The sequence below is a fragment of the Collimonas sp. GW821-FHT07E08 genome, assembly GCF_059418905.1.
In genome coordinates this window covers 165,045-185,109 of record NZ_JBWKQR010000002.1, presented here as the reverse complement: position 1 = coordinate 185,109, position 20,065 = coordinate 165,045, and the positions used below count along the sequence as shown (strand labels likewise).

Annotated in this window: 19 protein-coding genes; 10 read left to right on the top strand and 9 right to left on the bottom strand. The window is 61.3% G+C overall.

The window, feature by feature from the left end:
* Positions 1 to 257 precede the first annotated feature (257 nt).
* Together AC07RZ_RS03405 and ugpQ are read right to left on the bottom strand one after the other, a co-directional pair.
* The gene (locus AC07RZ_RS03405) at positions 258 to 476 is read right to left on the bottom strand and encodes a hypothetical protein (protein ID WP_494666902.1); all 219 of its coding nucleotides are present in this window, start codon (positions 474 to 476) and stop codon (positions 258 to 260) included.
* A gap of 200 nt (positions 477 to 676) precedes the next feature.
* Complete coding sequence (ugpQ, locus tag AC07RZ_RS03400; protein WP_494666901.1) at positions 677 to 1,465, bottom strand: glycerophosphodiester phosphodiesterase; 789 nt, start codon at positions 1,463 to 1,465, stop codon at positions 677 to 679.
* A 263-nt stretch (positions 1,466 to 1,728) separates the two neighbouring features.
* On the opposite strand from ugpQ, the gene AC07RZ_RS03395 reads away from it, so the two are divergent.
* The 6 genes from AC07RZ_RS03395 (at position 1,729) to AC07RZ_RS03370 (ending at position 7,072) form a co-directional block, all read left to right on the top strand.
* The gene (locus AC07RZ_RS03395) at positions 1,729 to 2,013 is read left to right on the top strand and encodes a 2TM domain-containing protein (RefSeq protein WP_494666900.1); all 285 of its coding nucleotides are present in this window, start codon (positions 1,729 to 1,731) and stop codon (positions 2,011 to 2,013) included.
* Positions 2,010 to 3,104, top strand: coding sequence for a sensor histidine kinase (locus AC07RZ_RS03390; RefSeq protein ID WP_494666899.1), 1,095 nt, complete (start codon positions 2,010 to 2,012; stop codon positions 3,102 to 3,104). Before AC07RZ_RS03395 ends, AC07RZ_RS03390 begins: the two co-directional genes overlap by 4 nt.
* The gene (locus AC07RZ_RS03385) at positions 3,101 to 3,895 is read left to right on the top strand and encodes a LytTR family transcriptional regulator DNA-binding domain-containing protein (RefSeq protein WP_144738699.1); all 795 of its coding nucleotides are present in this window, start codon (positions 3,101 to 3,103) and stop codon (positions 3,893 to 3,895) included. The genes AC07RZ_RS03390 and AC07RZ_RS03385 overlap by 4 nt, the downstream gene beginning before the upstream one ends.
* Positions 3,896 to 4,080: 185 nt before the next feature.
* The gene (locus tag AC07RZ_RS03380; RefSeq protein WP_144738698.1) at positions 4,081 to 5,856 is read left to right on the top strand and encodes a glutamine--tRNA ligase/YqeY domain fusion protein; all 1,776 of its coding nucleotides are present in this window, start codon (positions 4,081 to 4,083) and stop codon (positions 5,854 to 5,856) included.
* A 123-nt stretch (positions 5,857 to 5,979) separates the two neighbouring features.
* Complete coding sequence (locus tag AC07RZ_RS03375) at positions 5,980 to 6,471, top strand: DUF4429 domain-containing protein (RefSeq protein WP_494666898.1); 492 nt, start codon at positions 5,980 to 5,982, stop codon at positions 6,469 to 6,471.
* A gap of 91 nt (positions 6,472 to 6,562) precedes the next feature.
* Entirely contained in the window at positions 6,563 to 7,072 is a 510-nt protein-coding gene (locus tag AC07RZ_RS03370; RefSeq protein ID WP_494666897.1) for a DUF1993 domain-containing protein, read from the top strand.
* Between the two features lie 167 nt (positions 7,073 to 7,239).
* Here the strand turns inward: AC07RZ_RS03370 and AC07RZ_RS03365 are convergent, their stop codons facing one another.
* On the bottom strand, positions 7,240 to 8,151 hold the full coding sequence (locus AC07RZ_RS03365) for a LysR family transcriptional regulator (protein ID WP_494666896.1): 912 nt from the start codon (positions 8,149 to 8,151) through the stop codon (positions 7,240 to 7,242).
* A 108-nt stretch (positions 8,152 to 8,259) separates the two neighbouring features.
* Between AC07RZ_RS03365 and AC07RZ_RS03360 the strand changes: the two genes are divergently transcribed.
* Positions 8,260 to 9,522 (top strand): MFS transporter, encoded by a 1,263-nt coding sequence (locus AC07RZ_RS03360; RefSeq protein WP_494666895.1) that lies wholly within the window; start codon positions 8,260 to 8,262, stop codon positions 9,520 to 9,522.
* A 33-nt stretch (positions 9,523 to 9,555) separates the two neighbouring features.
* Here the strand turns inward: AC07RZ_RS03360 and betA are convergent, their stop codons facing one another.
* The 3 genes from betA to betI all read right to left on the bottom strand — a co-directional run bounded on the left by betA (position 9,556) and on the right by betI (position 13,417).
* Entirely contained in the window at positions 9,556 to 11,229 is a 1,674-nt protein-coding gene (betA, locus tag AC07RZ_RS03355) for a choline dehydrogenase (RefSeq protein WP_494666894.1), read from the bottom strand.
* 71 nt (positions 11,230 to 11,300) lie between these two features.
* Positions 11,301 to 12,773, bottom strand: a complete 1,473-nt coding sequence (betB, locus tag AC07RZ_RS03350; protein ID WP_494666893.1) for a betaine-aldehyde dehydrogenase — start codon at positions 12,771 to 12,773, stop codon at positions 11,301 to 11,303.
* Positions 12,774 to 12,814: 41 nt separating this feature from the next.
* Complete coding sequence (gene betI / locus AC07RZ_RS03345; protein WP_494667039.1) at positions 12,815 to 13,417, bottom strand: transcriptional regulator BetI; 603 nt, start codon at positions 13,415 to 13,417, stop codon at positions 12,815 to 12,817.
* A 288-nt stretch (positions 13,418 to 13,705) separates the two neighbouring features.
* On the opposite strand from betI, the gene AC07RZ_RS03340 reads away from it, so the two are divergent.
* A complete protein-coding gene (locus AC07RZ_RS03340) occupies positions 13,706 to 15,289 on the top strand; it encodes a BCCT family transporter (RefSeq protein WP_494666892.1) in 1,584 nt (527 codons plus the stop codon).
* Positions 15,290 to 15,351: 62 nt separating this feature from the next.
* On the opposite strand, the gene AC07RZ_RS03335 is transcribed toward AC07RZ_RS03340, so the two are convergent.
* Together AC07RZ_RS03335 and AC07RZ_RS03330 are read right to left on the bottom strand one after the other, a co-directional pair.
* Positions 15,352 to 16,650: a solute carrier family 23 protein gene (locus tag AC07RZ_RS03335; RefSeq protein WP_494666891.1), complete on the bottom strand. Its 1,299-nt coding sequence runs from the start codon at positions 16,648 to 16,650 to the stop codon at positions 15,352 to 15,354.
* A 232-nt stretch (positions 16,651 to 16,882) separates the two neighbouring features.
* Entirely contained in the window at positions 16,883 to 17,401 is a 519-nt protein-coding gene (locus tag AC07RZ_RS03330; RefSeq protein ID WP_144738690.1) for a DUF1269 domain-containing protein, read from the bottom strand.
* Positions 17,402 to 17,531: 130 nt separating this feature from the next.
* On the opposite strand from AC07RZ_RS03330, the gene AC07RZ_RS03325 reads away from it, so the two are divergent.
* Positions 17,532 to 17,834, top strand: coding sequence for an antibiotic biosynthesis monooxygenase family protein (locus AC07RZ_RS03325; protein WP_494666890.1), 303 nt, complete (start codon positions 17,532 to 17,534; stop codon positions 17,832 to 17,834).
* Positions 17,835 to 18,044: 210 nt separating this feature from the next.
* On the opposite strand, the gene AC07RZ_RS03320 is transcribed toward AC07RZ_RS03325, so the two are convergent.
* Positions 18,045 to 18,287 carry a DUF3563 family protein gene (locus AC07RZ_RS03320; protein ID WP_139220185.1) on the bottom strand — a complete coding sequence of 81 codons (243 nt, stop codon included), beginning with the start codon at positions 18,285 to 18,287 and terminating at the stop codon, positions 18,045 to 18,047.
* 255 nt (positions 18,288 to 18,542) lie between these two features.
* Between AC07RZ_RS03320 and sbcB the strand changes: the two genes are divergently transcribed.
* Entirely contained in the window at positions 18,543 to 19,973 is a 1,431-nt protein-coding gene (gene sbcB / locus AC07RZ_RS03315; RefSeq protein ID WP_494666889.1) for an exodeoxyribonuclease I, read from the top strand.
* The last annotated feature ends 92 nt before the right edge of the window (positions 19,974 to 20,065 follow it).

Below are 20,065 nucleotides of genomic sequence, written 5' to 3'. Positions count from 1 at the left end.
CCCCAGCAAGGCACGACGACGCAGACGGTACGGCGTACAGCCAGGAGGAGTAACGCCGCTGGGGCATTTTTGCGGAAGTCCTAAGTATGTCCTTTTGCAAACCTTTGATTATACGTGATACCTGCCGGGCTATTCTGCCGCCAACGCATGAAAAAAGCCCACCGGGATCGCTCCCAACGGGCCTTTAATGACATGAGGACGTTGATCCAGGCGGATTTGCGCCGGATTCGACCTATATCAGTTGTATTGCACGCTATTTAAGCGCCTTTGTTTACCGGTGTAGGTGTGATCTTGTGGCTTTTCTTGTGGTGATGCTTCTTACCCATTTTTTTTGCAGGTGCTGCAGCAGGGGCATCAGCGGCCGGTGCGGCGGCCGGTGCGGCAGGAGCAGGTGCTGCGGCAGGTGCGTTTTGCGCCATGACCGGCAGAGCGAAAGCAGCGACGACGACGGCAGCCAGCAATTTATTGATCTTCATTTTGACTTCCTTTCAGTTATTTTAAAAACAAGCAAATTTGGTGCTTTACGAGTAAAGCTAACGATCAACCATTCGCCTTGGCTCAGTGAACATGGCCTGAAACTCGGTTCTGCACTCTATTAACGCCAGCTTGCAGATTTGGTTGACATCAAGTCACCGGCCATTTTGGCTTGGTTCCTGCCGGCGGCCGACAAGCCGTTTCAGCCCTGCGCGCCGGCAAAATCGGCGCCGATCAGGTCGATCCGGTCGGTACAGAAGCCGTCTACGCCCCAGCCAAGTATTTCCTTGGCCCGCGCCGGCTTGTTCACCGTGTAGCAGAACAGACCGTAGCCGGCCTGGCTGACCGACTGCGCCTGCATCGGCGACAGGTATTTATGGTTGGTGTGCAGGGCCACCGCATCGAGCTCCTGCAGCCGCTCTTGCCAGTCGTCTTCGATGGCGTCCGTCAGGAAACCGCGCGGTATGTCGGGTGCGGCAACTTGGGCGGCGCGCAAGGCCGCAAACGAGAAAGACGACAGCAACGGCAAGGCTGGGTCGGCCCAGGCGCCGCGCCCGCTGGCCGCGTGAGCCGCAACTTCGGCGGCAAAAAATTCCTCGGTGACCTGGGCCACCACGCGCCCGGTCTCCACTTCAAACCCCTCTGCCGGCTTGATTTCGACATTCATCCAGATGCCGTTCTGCCGGCAAAACTCCAGCACCTGGCGGTAGGTGCATACCGGCTCGCCGGCAAACTGCGGACCCAGCCAGCTGCCGGCGTCCAGCGCGGCCAGCTCGTCCGCGCTGAAATCGGCAACCCGGCCGACGCCGCGCACGGTGCGGCCGAACACCGCGTCGTGCATCAGGACAGGCACGCCGTCGCGCGCCAGCATGACGTCGAATTCGACCGCATGGAAACCATGCTGCAGGCCGCAGCGCATGGCTGCCAGGGTATTTTCGGGTGCCAGGGTGCCGCCGCCGCGATGCGCGACAACTTTTGGATAAGGCCACATAACTCTTCTCTTTCAAGCAAATACGTTGGAATAACGATCAGGCAACCATAAGAAGATACTGGAAGCTGTATTGCTGATCCTGAACCGCCATCTTAAATGATTCGATTTATTTGGCACACCCCGCCCTGCCGACCCTGCCCCGGATTTGGTTCATCGCGCCGCAGGCGCCATTGGCGACATATTGAGCCGGTTTCGTCGCATTTTGCTGTCGGCCGCCGGCCATGGCGTTCAGAATCCAGGCATATCGACACAGGAGAACAGCGATGGACGGCAACCCACTCAGCTATCAGGACGCGCAAGACCGGGTCGAGCGCAAACTCGGCTTTTTCAGGCACCTGGCGATATACCTGATCGTCAACAGCGGCCTGGCGCTGCTGAATTACCTGCACAATCCTGGCCATGCCTGGGTATTCTGGCCGCTCCTGGGGTGGGGAATCGGGTTAATATCACACGCCTTGGCGGTGTTCCTGCACGCTCCGGGCGCGCAATGGAAGCGGCGCATGATAGAACGCGAACTAGATAAACATAACCACAACCCGCACGCATGAAGCTGACCACCGCATTACCGCAAAACGACCTGCCGCTGGCCCGGCGCCTGCTGCGCAGCCTGCTCGTCAACGTCGGCATCGACGTCGCCTGCGCCCTGATCGTCACTTATGTGATGCGCATCAACGACCTATTCTGGACCAACCTGGTGTTTTCGCTATGCATCGGCATGCTGGCGCTGCTGTTCATCGAAACCGGCCGTTATCTGTTCCAGCGCAAAGCGATGCTGCATAAAGTGCATTTTCTCGCATTCACAATGGTGGCTTCCAGTCTCGCCCTGTTCCTCGGCATCCTGCTGGCCAGCTGGCTGCTCGGCCTGCCCGTGGATAGTTTTTCGATGTACATGAGCGTCGGCGGCCTCGGCCTGGTGATCCTGACAGTGTCGGTCTGCATCGGCGCCACGCTGTTCTTCTGGAACCTCAGCACGATGGCAGAATTGCGCAACCAGGCGGCTACCGAAAGGGCGCGCTCGGTCGGCATCGAGAAACAGGCATTGCAGGCACAGTTGCAGATGCTGCAAGCGCAGATTGAACCGCATATGCTGTTCAATACGCTCGCTACCCTGCAAAGCCTGATTGCGCTGGATCCGCCGCGGGCGCAGCAGATGCTGGACCAGCTGATCCATTTCCTGCGCGCTTCGCTGTCCTCGTCGCGCATCGAACAGACCACGCTGGCGCAGGAATTCGCCCTGATGGAAGCCTACCTGGAACTGATGTCGCTGCGCATGGGCAACCGCCTCAGCTTCAACCTGCAGCTGCCCCCAGCCTTGCGCGACACCGTGATAGCGCCGATGCTGCTGCAGCCGCTGGTGGAAAACGCCATCAAGCATGGACTGGAACCCAAGATCGAAGGCGGCCGGATCGAAGTTGTCGCCAGCCGCCAAGGCCAGCTGCTGCTGCTCGACGTCAGCGACACCGGCCTCGGGCTGACGGCCGGACCGCAGCAGCAGCCAGCCAGCCATGCCAGCCACATCGGCCTCAGCAATATCCATGAACGCCTGCAGGCGCTGTACGGCGCGCAGGCCAGCCTGACCCTGAAACCGAAACTGCCGCACGGCGTTATCGCACAACTCCAACTGCCCATCCTGCCATGACCAACTCCTCCAGTTTGCGCGCCCTGATTGCCGAAGACGAACCGATCCTGGCCGCCGCCCTGCAGCAAGCATTACAGCGCCTGTGGCCGGAACTGCAGATCATCGCCAGCGTCGACAACGGCCAGGCGGTAGTCGAGCAAACCCTCCGGCTGCGTCCGGACATCCTGTTCCTGGACATCAAGATGCCCGGCAAAACCGGGCTCGAAGCAGCCCAGGAGCTGGCCGAGGATTGGCCGGAGAACGAAGCCTTTCCACTGATCGTGTTTGTCACCGCCTATGACGAATATGCTGTCAGCGCCTTCGAGCAGGCCGCCGCCGACTACGTGCTGAAGCCGATCAGCGACGCCCGCCTGGGCAAGACCGTCGCCCGCCTGCAGCAGCACCTGCAACAGGACAACGGCAGCAATGCAGCGCTGGATAGCCTGATCGGCCAATTGCGCAACATGCAGCCCAAGGCCGGCGCCGCGCCGCTGACCATGATCCGGGCCGCGGTCGGCAACCAGATCCGCATGATCCCGATAGGCGAAGTGATCTATTTCGAAGCCAGCGACAAATACATCAATGTGGTCACCGCCGAAAACGAGTCGCTGATACGCACCAGCCTCAAGGAGTTGCTGCCGCAGCTCGACAGCCGGCAATTCTGGCAGGTGCACCGCGGCACCATCGTCAACCACCAGTTCATCCAGGTGGCGACGCGCGATGAAAGCGGGAAATTGTCGCTGAAGTTGCGCGGCCGCAGCGAAAGCGTGGCGGTGAGCCGTGTATTCGCCCATTTGTTCAGGCAGATGTAACGGGCCGCGTTTTTCGGCAGGCAGGCCTCAATGGCATTTCTGACAAAAAATGCCATTCGTCCAGCCCCCCTTGCCTGTCGCAAAACCGCAGTGCAACAAAATCCCTCAGGTCGCGCCTGCAAAGCGCCACGCTACGGTAAAATGAGCCATATCCTCATTCAGCAAAGCGTATAAACAGATCCTCCATGAGCAACGACCACACCAACGGCCATACCCCACCTGCACCAGCCTCGTCCAATTTCTTGCGCGGCATCATCGAAACCGACCTGACCGCCGGCGCCTACGCCGAGCGCAAGGACAGCCAGGGTCAGCCGTTGCCGCAGGTGGTCACCCGTTTTCCGCCGGAGCCCAACGGCTACCTGCACATCGGCCACGCCAAGTCGATCTGCGTCAACTTCGGCCTGGCGCGCGATTACGCCGGCCGCTGCCACCTGCGTTTCGACGACACCAATCCTGAAAAAGAAGAACAGGAATACGTCGACACCATCATCGACAGCGTCCGCTGGCTGGGTTTCGACTGGACGGACAGCAGCGGCGAGCATTTGTACTTCGCCAGCAACTATTTCGACAAGCTGTATGAAATGGCGGAATACCTGATCACCGCAGGCTTGGCGTACGTCGACAGCCAAAGCGCCGAACAGATGGCCGCCAACCGCGGCAATTTCGGCGAAGCAGGCAAGGATTCGCCGTTCCGCAACCGCTCGGCCGACGAGTCGCTGGACCTGTTCCGCCGCATGAAAGCCGGCGAATTCAAGGATGGCGAGCACATCGTGCGCGCCAAGATCGACATGGCGTCGCCCAACATGAACCTGCGCGACCCGGCGATCTACCGGATCCGCCATGCCCATCACCACCGCACCGGCGACAAGTGGTGCATCTATCCGATGTACGACTACACGCATCCGATTTCGGACGCGCTGGAAAACATCTCGCATTCGATCTGTACCCTGGAGTTCCAGGACCACCGCCCGTTCTACGACTGGCTGCTGGAACACCTGAGCAGCGCCGGCTTCCTGCAAAAGCCGGTGCCGCACCAGTATGAATTCTCGCGCCTCAACGTTACCTATGTGATCACCAGCAAACGCAAGCTGCGCCAGCTGGTGGACGAAGGCATCGTCGACGGCTGGGACGACCCGCGCATGCCGACCCTGGTCGGCATCCGGCGCCGCGGCTTTACGCCGGAATCGCTGCAATTGTTCTGCGACCGCACCGGCGTCACCAAGTCCGACGGCTGGATCGACATGAGTTCGCTGGAAGGCGCCCTGCGCGAAGACCTCGATCCCAAGGCGCCGCGCGCCAGCGCCGTGCTGCAGCCGCTGAAACTGATCATCGACAATTTCCCGGAAGGAGAAACCGTGGCCTGCCACGCGCCGGTCTATCCGCCGGCCCATCCGGAGCACGCTACCGCGCTGCGCCATTTCCCTATCAGCAAAACGCTGTGGATCGAACAGGAAGACTTCATGGAAACCCCGGTCAAAGGGTATTTCCGCCTGTTCCCGCCGAGCGCCGACAAGCCGGGCAGCCGGGTGCGCCTGCGCCACGGTTACGTGGTCGAATGCACCGGTTTCGATAAAGATGCCGACGGCAAGGTGACTGCAGTCCACTGCACCTATTTCCCGGACAGCAAGAGCGGCACCGAAGGCAGCGCCAACTACAAGGTCAAAGGTAACATTCACTGGATCAGCGTGGCGCATGCGATCGAGGCCGAAGTGCGCCTGTACGACCGCCTGTTCACCGATCCCCATCCGGACGCCGGCGGCAAGGATTTCAAGGCCGCATTGAATCCGGACGCCAAGAAGGTGATCACCGCCTACCTGGAACCGGGCTTGAAAGATGCCAAGGCCGAAGAGCGCTACCAGTTCGAGCGGCATGGCTATTTCATCGCCGACCGGGTTGATTCGCAGCCTGGCAAGCTGGTGTTCAACCGCACTGTTACCTTGAAAGACAGCTGGGGCAAATAACACCCCCGAACGCTGAAGAAAAAGACGTCGCACCGGAAATCCGGTCCGGCGTCTTTATTCATTGTGGCGGTAGTGTTACATTATCCGATGCAAATACAACAATAATCATCGCCTGAGAAGATCGTGAACCAGAAAGTAGCAGACGTGAACCAAGCTGTCATACAGGTGGAGATGCAGGTACGCGGCGTCAACGGCCAGGTAATCCTGCTCAGCGACCGCATCCAGATAAAACGCGCCGGCGCCATGGCGCGCCTGACACAGTCGCGCAATAGTGAAAAGGACATCCCTGTGTCGGCCCTGAGCGCGGTCCGCATCCAGTTGCCGGGCCTGCTGACCAATGGCTATATCCGTTTCTACCTGAGCGCCGGCAAGCACGGCGACGACACCCTGATCCGTGCCGCCGGCGACGAAAACACGGTGCTGTTCAACCACCGGCAATTCACCCGATTCGCCAACCTGAAAACCGAGATCGAGAAAAAGATCGCGGCTTCGCAGGCAATCACCCGCGCGCCCGTGGATTTTGAACAGCTGGACCGGCTGGCGGAACAATACAAGCAGGGGCTGATTTCGCGTTCGGAATGGATCAGCACCAAGAAAAGGCTGCTGGGGCTTTGAACAATGCTGCGCGAGCAGCAGGCCCGGCACGCAAGTACTATAATCACGCCACCTTTCCCGGACACCAAGCTACAACCAACCAAGGAACACCATGACCATTTCCATGTACAGCGCCTCGATTCCTGTCTTCAAGCAGATGCTCAGCGCACTCAACGACGTATTGGCAAAGGCCGAAGCGCACGCCGCCGAAAAGAAGATCGATCCCAACGCTTTCCTGCAGGCGCGCCTGTTCCCCGACATGTTCCCGCTGCTGCGCCAGGTGCAGATCGCTGCCGATTTCGCCAAGAGCGTGCCGGCCCGCCTGGCAGGCGCCGAAGTTCCTGCGTATGAAGACAGCGAACTGACTTTCGCCGATCTGCATGCCCGCATCCAGAAGACGCTGGCGTTCATCGACGGCCTGAGCGCAGCGCAGATCGACGGCAGCGAAACGCTGGAAATCGTCTTGCGGCCAGGTACCCCGAAAGAAAAGAAGCTGACCGGCCAGACTTACCTGCTGGGCTACGGCCTGCCGCAGTTTTTCTTCCATGTGACCACTGCTTATGACATCCTGCGCCACAACGGCGTGGAAGTCGGCAAGCGTGACTTCATGGGCGCTTATTAAGCCGGCAGCTGGCCCTCATCTGTCCTGCCTGACAGACTAACGAAAAAGCCCCGTTCTTACTTGAACGGGGCTTTTTTTCGGGTGCGCAGCCACCAATCCTTGTCCGTCGAGATACCGGCGTCCGTCAGGCAAAAATTGTTCGGCCAGCGCTAATCTTGCCTGGCCGTTCACAGCGGCAACTGTTCCTCCGCGTCCAGCATCGCGCTCATATCCTGACGCAGGCGCTCGATCGGCGCGGCCAGCCGCCCCGGCGCCCGGGCGTGCACCAGCCAGGTATTCACACCGCCCTTGAATTGCGGCACCCGCAACACCCGCAACTGCTCGCGGAATGCGCTGCGCGCCAGGGCGCCCGGCATCACCATGCCGATGCCGACGCCGCGCGCCACCAGCGACAATTGCAGCTCGCTGCCATACGTCTCCACCGCAATATCCACCGACAAACGCGCCGCATCCAGCGCATGCCGGATCGAGCGGCGTATGCCGCAGCCGTCCTGGCTCAGCACCCAGGATTGCGTCGCCAGTTCCTGCAGTGACAAGCTGCCCTTGCGCAAAGGCGCCGCCTTGCGCGCCACGATCAGCGGGATCTGGTGGCAAAGCAAATGCGTGGTCAGCGTGGCAGGCGGCATCACGTCGTCCGGCAGAACTACCGCAGCGGCGTCGATCGCATTGCTTTCCAGCAGGGTCAGCAGCGACGGCGACCAGCCGGTTGTAATGCGCAAAGCCAGCCTGGCGAATTCGCTGCGCAGCCTGTCGATAGGCTGGGCCAGAGCCAGTTCCGCCACGAAGGGCGCCACCCCAAGCCGGAATTCGCCGCTCGCTTCCGAACCGGGTTCGACGCCCGCCAGCAGATCCGCCACCGATCCCAGCACGCGTCGGCCGCGCTGGTAGACCTCGCGTCCGGCCGCAGTCGGCTTGAGCGGCTTCGACTGCCGCTCAAGCAGCGCCACTCCCAGCCGCTCTTCCAGGCTTTGCACGCGACGGCTGATGCCTGGCTGGGTCAGGTGCAGGCGAGTCGCCGCGGCAACAATGGAGCCGGTCTCGACCACGGCGACGAAAGCTTCGATGTCATGCGTATTCACAAACAAACTCGCATAATATTTATGATGATAATTCACTTGTAGCATAAACATCGACGATGCACAATCATCCCATTGAAAACCGGCCACTCTTCCCCTGGGAAGAATACGATGAATACCCCTCGACTCCCCTCAACCGTTCCCTACCCTGCCTCCAAGATGAGTGCCGCACGCATCGCCGGTGACGGCATCTCTATCGGGCTGCAGCTGCTGTTCGCTGCCGCGGTCGGCATTACCGTCATCAATTTATTCGCAACCCAGACCCTGATCGGTCCGATCGCCGCGGCATTGGGCCTGGATGCTCGGCTGAGCGGCATGGTCGCCATGCTGCCGCAGCTCGGTTACGCCGCCGGCCTGGTGCTGCTGGTGCCGCTTGCCGACCTGCTGGAAAACCGGCGCCTGATCGTGCGCTTGCTGGTGTGCTGCGCGCTGGCGCTGGCAGCGGCCACGCTGTCGACTTCCGGCTGGCTGTTCCTGCTGGCGATCTTCCTGGCGGGCGCTGCCTCCAGCGCGATCCAGATCATGGTGCCGCTGGCGGCGCTGATGGCTTGCGAGGCGCATCGCGGCAAGGTGGTAGGCAACGTCATGAGCGGCCTGATGCTGGGCATCCTGCTGTCGCGGCCATTGGCCAGCTTGCTGGTGGATGCGGGCGGCTGGCGCCTGCTGTATCTTGTGCTGGCCGTTTCGGTAACCGTGGTTGCGGCCACCCTGAGGCGCACGCTGCCGCAGCGCCAGCCCGCCGCCATCCTGTCGTATCCGGCCTTGATCAGATCGCTGTGGAGCTTGCTGCGCAGCCAGCCGGTACTGCGCCGGCGCGCGCTGACCGCCGCGCTTGCCATGGCTGCTTTCAGCCTGTTCTGGACCGCGGTCGCCCTGCTCCTGACGCAGCAGCCGTTCAACATGAACCAGCGCCACATCGCCCTGTTCGCCCTGGCGGGCGCGGCGGGCGCCATCGTTGCGCCGCTGGCCGGCCGCATCGGCGACCGCGGCTGGACCCGCCAGGCGACCCTGGCAGCACACCTGCTGATGATAGGGGCGTTGTTGCTGGCTGGCGTGGCCGGCGCCGGATGGGGCGGTTTCGCCATTTCCGTCCATCCGCGGCTGGCGCTGGGCATGCTGGTGCTGGCCGCCATCGGGCTGGACGCCGGCGTGACCACCGACCAGACCCTGGGCCGGCGCGCCATCAACCTGCTGCAGCCGGAAGCGCGGGGGCGCTTGAACGGTTTGTTTGTCGGTATTTTCTTTATCGGCGGCGCGCTAGGCGCGGCCAGCGCGGCACTGGCCTGGGTCGCCGGCGGCTGGAGCGGCGTCTGCCTGGCGGGCATTGCCTACGCTGCGGCGGCATTGATATGCGCTGCCTTTCAAAAGCACTGACGAGGCAGCGGCGCCGTCATGGCGCCGCATTGATCATCCCTGCCGTGCCGGCTTGCCGCCGGCGACGAAATACGGCACCTCCACCCGCGGCAGCGGTTGCCGGCCGCGGATGCAGTCGGCGATTTTTTCCGCAATCATGATGGTCGGCGCATTCAGGTTGCCGGTGGTAATCTGCGGCATGATCGATGCATCCACCACGCGCAGGCCTTGCAAGCCATGCACCCAGCCCTGGTTATCCACCACCGCCATCTCGTCATATCCCATGGCGTTGGAACAGGATGGATGAAAAGCGGTTTCAGCATGCTGGCGCACGAAAGCATCGAGTTCCGCATCGGTCTGCACCTGGGCGCCCGGTGAAATTTCGCGGCCGGCATAGGCAGACAACGCCTGCTGCGCAATGATGTCGCGCGTGATGCGGATGCCGTTGCGGAATTCCTGCCAATCCTGTTCGGTCGACATGTAGTTGAACAGGATGCTCGGATGCTGGCGCGGGTCTTTCGAGCGCAGGTGGACCCGGCCGCGGCTGGGCGAACGCATCGAGCCCATGTGGGCCTGGAAGCTGTGCACCTTGATCGGGTTGCTGCCGTTATAGTTGATCGCTACCGGCAGGAAGTGATACTGGATATTCGGCCACTCGAAGCTGTCGTCGCTGCGGATGAAACCGCCGGCCTCGAACTGGTTGCTGGCGCCGATGCCGCTGCCCATCAGCAGCCACTCGGCGCCGATTTGCGGCTGGTTCCACGGCTTCAATGCCGGCGCCAGCGAGACCGGCTGCTTGCATTCGTACTGCTGGTAGATTTCCAGGTGGTCTTGCAGGTTGGCGCCGACGCCCGGCAAATCCAGCACCACGGGAATATCATGCTGGCGCAGCAGCGCAGCCGGACCGACGCCGGAGCGCTGCAGGATTTGCGGCGAAGCGATCGCGCCCGAACACAGCAGCACTTCGCGCCGCGCTTGCGCGGTTTGCGGCTGGTCGTTGTGCAGGTAAGCGACGCCGACGGCGCGCTTGCCGGAGAACAGGATGCGATCGGTCAAGGCATGCGTCACGATCGTCAGGTTGGGCCTTGCCCGCGCCTGGTCCAGGTAGCCGCGCGCCGTGCTGGCGCGCCGCCCTTGCGGCGTGGTGGTGCGGTCCATCGGACCGAAACCCTCCTGCTGGTAACCGTTGAGGTCATCGGTGCGCGGATAACCGGCCTGCACGCCAGCCTCCACCATCGCGTGGTAAAGCACGTTGTTGCCGCTCTTCGGCGTGGTCACGCTGACCGGGCCGTCGCCGCCGTGGTAGTCGTTGCCGCCGATGTCGCGCGTTTCAGCCTTCTTGAAGTACGGCAGGCAATCCAGGTAAGACCAGTTCTCCAGCCCTTCCCGCTTGGCCCAGTGATCGTAATCCAGCGCATTGCCGCGGATGTAGCACATGCCGTTGATCAGCGACGAACCGCCCAGGCCCTTGCCGCGTCCGCATTCCATGCGGCGGTTGTCCATGTGCGGTTCGGGATCTGTTTCATAAGCCCAGTTGTAACGCCGCCCTTGCAGCGGAAACGCCAGCGCCGCCGGCATCTGGGTGCGGAAATCGAAGCGGTAGTCGGGACCGCCGGCTTCCAGCAACAGCACGCTGGCATCCGCGTCTTCGGTCAGGCGCGTAGCCAGGACATTGCCGGCCGAACCGGCGCCGATGATGATGTAATCGTATTCTTTTGCTTGCTGCATGATGATCCTTCCTGCCGATGCCGGCTCGGCGGCATCGTTGTGAGACGTGGGCGGTAGCGTTGCAACCGCGCTCAGAACACCGAGGCGTAAGCGCCCAGCTCGACTTGAATCGATTTGATGCGGGTGTAATGTTCCAGCGTGGTCAAGCCGTTTTCGCGGCCGACGCCGGATTGCTTGTAACCGCCGACCGGCATCTCGGCCGCCGATTCGCCCCAGGTGTTGATCCAGCAGATGCCTGCTTCCAGCTGGTGGATGACGCGATGCGCGCGGCTCAGGTTTTCCGTCATCAGGCCGGCCGCCAGGCCGTACTCGGTGTCGTTGGCGCGGCGGATCACTTCATCCTCTTCGTCAAAAGACAGGATGCTCATGACCGGGCCGAAGATTTCTTCGCGCACGATCTTCATGTCGTCATGGCAGTCGGTGAACACGGTAGGCTGCACATAAGCGCCGCTGGCATAGGCGCCGCCGACTTCGCGCTTGCCGCCGGCCAGCAGGCGCGCGCCTTCGGCCAGGCCGGATTCGATGTAAGACAGCACGCTGTCCATGTGCGGGAAGCTGACCAGCGGGCCGAAGTTGGTGTTCATCTCGAGCGGATTGCCGAGGCGGATGCGCGCTACCCGCTGCAGCACCTTGGCTTCGAACGCCTGCTTGATCGAATTGTGGACAAACACGCGGGTGCCGTTGGTGCACACCTGGCCCGAGCTGTAGAAATTCGCCATCACGGCGACATCGGCGGCGCGCTCCAGGTCGGCGTCGGCGAACACGATCAGCGGCGACTTGCCGCCCAGTTCCATGGTCACTTCCTTCAGCGTCGAGCTGGAGGCGCTGGCCATGACTTTCTTGCCGGTGGCGGTGCCGCCGGTGAACGAGATCTTTTCGATGCCGGCATGCTCGGTGAGCCAGGTGCCGACTTCACGGCCGCTGCCGGTCAGCACATTGAAGACGCCGTCCGGCAAACCCGCTTCGGTATAGATTTCAGCCAGCTTGAGGGTGCTCAGCGGCGTCACTTCGCTGGGCTTGAAAATCATCGCGTTGCCGGCCGCCAGCGCCGGCGCCGATTTCCACAGGGCGATCTGGATCGGATAATTCCAGGCGCCGATGCCGGCCACCACGCCGAGCGGCTCGCGCCGGGTGTAGACAAATGAGCTTTCGCGCAGGGGAATCTGCGTGCCTTCGATCGACGGCACCAGCCCGGCGTAGTATTCCAGCACGTCGGTGCCGGTGACGATGTCGACGGCGCGCGTTTCCGACAGCGCCTTGCCGGTATCCAGGGTTTCCAGTTCGGCCAGTTCGTCGTTGCGCTCGCGCAGGATCGCTACCGCGCGGCGCAATACGCGCGAGCGCTGCATGGCGGTCTGCGCGGCCCACGCGCGCTGGCCTTGTTTGGCGCTGGCGACGGCGCGGTCGACGTCAGCCTTGGTGGCGCGCTGGACTTCTGCCAGCACTTCGCCATTGGCGGGATTGATGGTCTGGAAAGTATCGCTGCCGCTGGCGTCGACGCGGCGGCCGCCGATATAAAGTTGCTGCTGCTTGAAAACAGGCATGGGGATTCTCCTCAATGGGTTGCTATCAGGTGGGTCAAAGATCAGGCGGCTGCGGCGCTTGCAGCGGCGCTGCTGTTCTTTGCCAATTGGTAATCCAGGTATTCGTAGGCCAGCTGCCGCGCTGCGTCGGCGTCGAAGGTCTTGCCCGACAAGGAGCCGCGCAGCCACAAGCCGTCGATCATCGCCGCCAGCCCGCGGGCCGCCTGGCGCGCTTGCGGCAGCGGCAGTTCGCGCAAAAACTGGCAGCACAGGTTGGAACGCAGGCGCTGGTCATTCACATGCTGCAGCCGGCGCAGCGATTCCTGGTGCATGCTGGACGACCAGAATGCCAGCCAGGTTTTCATGACAGGGCCGCTGACCTGGCTGTCGTTGAAGTTGGCGTCGACGATGGCGCGCAAATGGGCGGCGGCGCTGTCTTCCGCCAGTTCGCTGCGGCGGCGCAGGGTGTCTTCCCTTAAATCGCGCAGGATCTGGCGCATGGTCGCTTCCAGCAAGCCGCTCTTGTCGCCGAAATAATGGCTGATGATGCCGGTCGACAAACCGGCCTGCCTGGCAATCAAGGCAATGGTGGCGTCAGCCAGGCCGACCCGGTCGATCACTTCCAGCGTGGCCTGGATCAGTTGCTTGCGGCGCAGCGGCAGCATCTCGTTTTTTTTCCTCAACGCACTTCCCCTCAAAACATTCGCGGAAAGCGGCCTGCCGTCCGCTGCCTAAATTCAGTATAATTTAAATTGATTGGACGTTCAATCAATTTAAATACAAGGTATTATTGACAGCAAAATGTTTTCTTTATGAAAACAAAAAAAACAAAATCAGGCCAGAAACCCGGCGACAGAATCGGAATGAGGTTTACAAATGCAACATCAATCAAACACAAAGACAATGAGACAGTCAGGCCAGGCAGCAAAACCAGCATTGCGCGGGCAGCTCAAATGAGCGCCCCGGCATCAGCCGTCAGCCATCGGCCATCCCTAAAGACACGGCTCAACCGCCCCGTCTTCTTCTCTTCGGCAATCCTGATCATTGCCTTCACCGCCATCATCATCGCCTTCCCGCAGGCATCCACCGCCTGGCTGTCGAGCGCGCAAGCGACCCTGGCCAGCAGCTTCGGCTGGTACTACATGCTGGTAGTGGCCGCTTACCTTGGCTTCATCGTCTGGCTCGCCGCATCTCCTTACGGCAAGATAAAACTGGGTGCGGACGACGAACAGCCAGCCTTCAGCTACGGCGCCTGGGCCGGCATGCTGTTTTCTTCCGGCATCGGCATTTCCCTGCTCTACTTCGGCGCCTCGGAACCGTTGACGCATTACCTGTATCCGCCCCAAGGAGCGGCCGCGACGCCGGCCGCGGCAAGCCAGGCAATGACCCTGACCTTCCTGCACTGGGGCCTGCACGGCTGGGCCATCTATGCCTTGATCGCGGTGGCGCTGGGCTACTTTGCCTACCGCCACAAGCAGCCGCTGGCTTTGCGCACTGCCTTGTATCCCCTGCTCGGCGAGCGCGTCCATGGCGCCGCCGGCCACGCCGTCGATTGTTTCGGCATCGTGGTGACCGTGCTGGGCCTGGTCAGCAACCTGGGCATAGGATCGCTGCAGATCAGCGCCGGCCTGGAACACCTGTTCGGCCTGCAAAACAGCCACGGCACGCTGCTGGCGGTGATCATCGTGATGACCATGGTGGCGACCCTGGCGGCGATCTCCGGCGTCGAAACCGGCATCCGGCGCCTGTCGAACCTGAATGTCGTGCTGTTTGCGAGCTTGCTGGTTTTTGTGCTGTCGATGGGACCGACGCTGCACCTGCTGAACGCCATGATCCAGAACCTGGGCGACTACGCCAGCAACTTCGTCAGCAAGACATTTGACCTGTACGCCTACGACCGCCCTAGCGACTGGCTCGGCAAATGGACCTTGTTCTACTGGGCCTGGTGGATTTCCTGGGCGCCATTCGTCGGCCTGTTCATCGCCCGCATTTCACGCGGACGCACCATCCGCGAAGTGGTCACCGGCGTACTGCTGCTGCCGCTGGCGTTCACCCTGGTATGGCTGTCGGTGTTCGGCAACAGCGCGCTGGACCTGCTGATCAGGCACGGCGCAGCCGAGTTGAGCCGGGCAGCGCTGGAACAGCCGGCCATGACCATGTACAAGCTGCTGGCGCACTACCCGTTCGGCACCGCCATGTCGGGCGTGGCGATTTTCGTCGGCTTCGTGCTGTTCCTGACGCCGGCCGATTCGGGCGCGGTGATGCTGGCCAACCTGTCGGTGCGCGGCGCCGACGACGATGCCGATGCACCGCACTGGCTGCGCATTTTCTGGTCGGCGCTGATCATGGCGGTCACCGTCGGCCTGATGTTCGCGGATAACATCAGTGCGATACAAACCACGATCGTGCTGGCGTCGTTGCCGTTTTCCGTGGTGCTGGTGCTGTACATGGTTTGCCTGATGAAGAGCTTGCGCCTGGAGTTCATACCCGCCGCCGCGGCAAAGGCCACGGCGAAGGTCGCCAAGCAAGCCTGGTAGAAACAAAAAAAGCTGCGCAATGCGCAGCTTTTTTCATGATTCACAGGTCATTCAATTCCGGCTCAGGATTTCTTTTCGCGCAGCAAGGCATGCAAGATGATCGCGCCGAAAGTCGCGGTGCCGATGCCGCCCAGGGAGAACTGGCCGAGCTTCAAGGTAAAGTCGCCGGCTCCCAGCACCAGGGTCACGGCCGCCACGATCAGGTTGCGGTTGTTGGAGAAATCGACCTTGTTCTCGACCCAGATACGCGCCCCCGACACAGCGATCAACCCGAACACCACGATCGACACGCCACCCAGCACCGCACCCGGGATGGTCTGGATCACGGCGCCGAATTTCGGCGAAAAACCCAAGATGATGGCCAGGCAGGCCGCCACCACGAACACCAGCGTCGAATAGATCTTGGTAACCGCCATCACGCCGATGTTTTCCGCGTAAGTGGTGACACCGGTGCCGCCGACGCTGCCGGAGACGATCGTCGCCAAGCCGTCGCCGACAAAAGCGCGGCCCATGTATTTATCGAGATTTTGCCCGGTCATGGCAGCCACCGCCTTGATATGGCCAAGGTTTTCCGCCACCAGGATGATTGCGATCGGCGCCAGCAAAGCCATGGCGTCAGCCTTGAATACCGGTGCCGAGAAATGCGGGATGCCGAACCATGCAGCTTGCGCAACGATGCCGAAATCAATCGGCTTGCCGAGGCCGGCGCCATTGGTCAGCAACGCATAAATCACATACGCCAGCATCAGGCCGACCAGTATCAGCAGCCGCTGCAGCATGCCGCGCGCAAACACGGCGACACCGCCCACGCACAGCACCGTCCCCAGCGCCATCCAGGCGTCGAAGTTGTTGCCGCTGACGCCCTTGACTGCGATCGGCGCCAGGTTGAGCCCGATCACCGCCACCACCGCGCCGGTGACCACAGGCGGCATCAGGGTCTCGATCCAGCGCGTGCCGATCGCCATCACCAGCAAGCCGATCAGCGCATACAGCACGCCGCAGGCAATGATGCCGCCCAGCGCCACGCCGAGGTTGGGGTTGAGGCCATGGCCGCCGTAAGCGCTGACGGCAATCACCAGGCCGATGAAAGAAAAGCTGGAGCCGAGATAGCTCGGCACCCGGCCGCCGACCAGCACGAAGAACAGCAAGGTGCCGATGCCGGACATGAAAATCGCCAGGTTCGGATCGAAACCCATGAGCAGCGGCGCCAGCACGGTCGAACCGAACATCGCCACAACATGCTGCACCCCCATGGCGAAAGTCTGCGGCCAAGGCAAGCGTTCGTCGGCAGCGATCACCTGGCCCTGCCCGTCCGCTATGCTGGCGCGCAGGCGCCATTTGGGAAAATAAGAAGCCGCCATGAATTTCCTCTCTGTATGTCGATTTACCTGCCTGCCGCGGCCGCATGAGGTACAGGCCAGGCGCAACGGGCAGCGTAAAACGTATGATTGATTTTGTTTTTTTACCGCAAGCTAGTGTACGAAGCCCACCGCAAAATGACAATCGAGATCAGGAAAGAAATGTCTTGCGATTTGCATAAAAAAACACCGGCGCGATGGCCGGTGTTTTTTTGTCGCTAGTCCGATGCATTTACTACGGGAAGACAGGAATATGCTTTTCCACTCCAGAGAAAGCAGCTTCCGGGTGAAGCTTTTCAATCAACTCCTCTATCGCCGGCACGCGCTTGAACGGCACGTCGACCAGCAGCAGTATCTTGCCCTGGTCGATCCCGGCATGGAACGCCTTCAGGCGGGAATTGGGCAGCGCCGCCGCAGCCATCCCCGACATCCAGCTGCCGAGCACCGCGCCGGCCAAGGTCAGCGCCACCAGCGCCAGCCAGTTCAGGTGCACCCACTCCGGCGGGAAATACACCAGCCACATGCCCAGCAGCAGACCAATCACGCCGCCGGCCAGCAAACCGATTTCAGCGCCGTTGGCAAGGTCGGTTTTATGAAACACATTGGCCTCAGGCATATCGGCCGGCAACGTGCCGTCCGCGGCCCAGAAGTGAATGTGCCGAATCCCCACCCTGGCCAGCAGCAGCTCGTCTAGCGTGCTGCGTGCGCTGGAAACGTCCGGCAACATGAAATAGAGTCGTTGTCTACCCAACATGATGGTCTCCTATGACTGTGTATACACTCAGCATAGTCAATGGGAGGGGAATCCACAAAGGTTGATTGCCGCCTGGTTTGTCTAAAAATGCGACAATTCCCGTTCCGCCAACCAAAACGATGGAACCACCATGATTCTCGAATTAGCCGACATCCGCATCCAGCCTGGTAAACAACAGGAATTCGACGCCGCGATCCAGCGCGGCATCGAACAAGTCATCAGCAAAGCCAAAGGATTTGCCGGTTTCAAGATACACAAGGGAATTGAGTCGCCGGAGCGCTATGTGCTGACGATTTCCTGGCAGACGCTGGAAAACCATACCGTGGATTTCCGCGAATCGCCGGCCTTTGCCAAATGGCGCGCACTGGTCGGGCCGTTTTTTGCCGTGGCGCCCACCGTCGAGCATTTCACGCTGTTGACGGAATCGCACTGAAGCACTGAATTCGTAGCTGGGAGATGTGACAAGGCATGCACTGTGTGAGCAGCAGGGCAACCCGGTCTGACGGCCAATGCCGGCGGGATGCCCGACTGCTACGCAGCGATAAAGACGAACTACTGCAGGGTACTGAAACTACTTCTTGCTGCAAACGCTTGCAGCTTGCTTACTGCCGGCATGGAGCTGCCGTCATACCCGACGCGATGCTTAGAAACCCTTGATCCACGCTGCAGTCTGGGCGCTCTCACGGTCCAGGCGTTGCATGCGGTATTCCAGGTCATACAGGTCGACGGCTTCTGCCAGGTAAGCTTCCTTGCGTGCCGCTTCCGAACGCTCGTAGGCAGTGCCGACGCGCTTGAAAAATGCAGCGATGCTGGCCAGGACGCCGGCAGCTTGGGCTTGGGCCGAAGCAGCTGGACGGGAGATGCTAGAACTGTTGCTGATAGTCATTGTAGACATGATGTATTCCTCTTTCGTTTTGCGTTCACCGCAAGCCAATTGTTGCGTCGCACAATCAGAATAGCGTTTCCCCATCAATTATCCAATTTCGATTGCCAATAGCAGTTATCAGTTTTGTGAATTTAAGGGGCTAAAAGCCCCATTTTAGCCAGGCTTACGATTTCGCCTAAAGCGTTGTAAAACTGCTATACAGGCATGGAAAGATGACTGTAAACTGCTGCACCTCCTTCAAGCACCTAGCCCTCCATGTCCACGCATACCTTCCTCTGGCACGACTACGAAACTTTCGGCGTCCAGCCGCGGCGTGACCGCCCGGCCCAATTTGCGGCAATCCGTACCGACGCCGAGCTGAACGAAATCGGCGAGCCGCTCATGTTGTATTGCCAACCTGCAAATGATTTCCTGCCGGATCCGCAATCCTGCCTGATCACCGGCATCACGCCGCAGCAGTGCCTGGAGCGCGGCATTCCCGAATACCAGTTCGCGGCCCAGATCGAGAAAGCGTTTTCCGAACCCGGCACAATCGGCGTCGGCTACAACACGATCCGCTTCGACGACGAGGTCACGCGTTTCCTGTTCTGGCGCAACCTGATCGATCCCTATGCGCGCGAATGGCAGAACCAGTGCGGCCGCTGGGACATCCTGGATGTGGTGCGCACCGCCTACGCCTTGCGCCCCGAGGGCATCCAATGGCCGGTGAACGATGAGGGACGGCCGAGTTTCCGCCTGGAACACCTGACCGCCGCCAACGGCCTCAGCCATGAAGCCGCGCACGATGCGCTGTCCGACGTGCGGGCCACCATCGGCCTGGCAAGGCTGATACGGCAACACCAGCCACGGCTATTCGATTTCTGCCTGGCCCTGCACAAGAAAGACCGCGCCGGCGCTGAAATCGGCTTGCCGACGCCGCGGCCGTTCCTGCATATTTCCGGCATGTTCCCGGCCGAACACGGCTGCCTGGCCGTCATGTGGCCGCTCGGCGTGCATCCCACCAACAAAAATGAAATCCTGGCCTGGGACCTGGCGTTCGATCCAAGCGAACTGTTTTCCCTGGATGCGGATACCGTGCGCACCCGGCTGTTCAGCAAGGCTGCCGACCTGCCCGAAGGCGTAACCCGCCTGCCCTTGAAATCGGTGCACCTGAACAAATCGCCGATGGTGATCAATAAATTGCAAACGCTGTCGGCCGACATGGCGGCGCGCTGGGGCACCGATATCCCGCTGGCGCTGCGCCATGCCGAGATCGCGGCGCGGGCTCCCGACCTCAGCGGCTTATGGCGCCAGGTGTTCCAGCGTCCCGATGAGCCGGCCGGCGATGTCGATGAAGACCTGTACGGCGGTTTCGTCGGCAATAACGATCGCCGCAAGCTGAATGAATTGCGCGCCCTGCCGCCGCAAAAGCTGGCGGCCGCCCGCATCAGTTTTGACGACCAGCGCCTGGAAGAACTGGCGTTCCGCTACCGGGCCCGGAATTTCCCTGAGACGCTGGCCGCGGAAGACCGGCAGCGCTGGGAAGAACACCGGGTGGCGCGCCTGTTCGACGGCGAAGGCAAGGCGCGCACGGTCGAGATGCTGTTTGAAGAGATAGACAAGTTGTCGGAATCGGCGGACGAGCGCGGCGAAGAAATTCTTGGCGCGCTGTATGACTATGCCGAGATGATTGCGCCGGCCCGGTAACAACGAACCGCCGCCGGCTGCGGCATGGCTGTACTTATACAAAGCAGGCCCGGGATGATTGTCGTATGACCGAAAACCATCCCGGGCCCGCG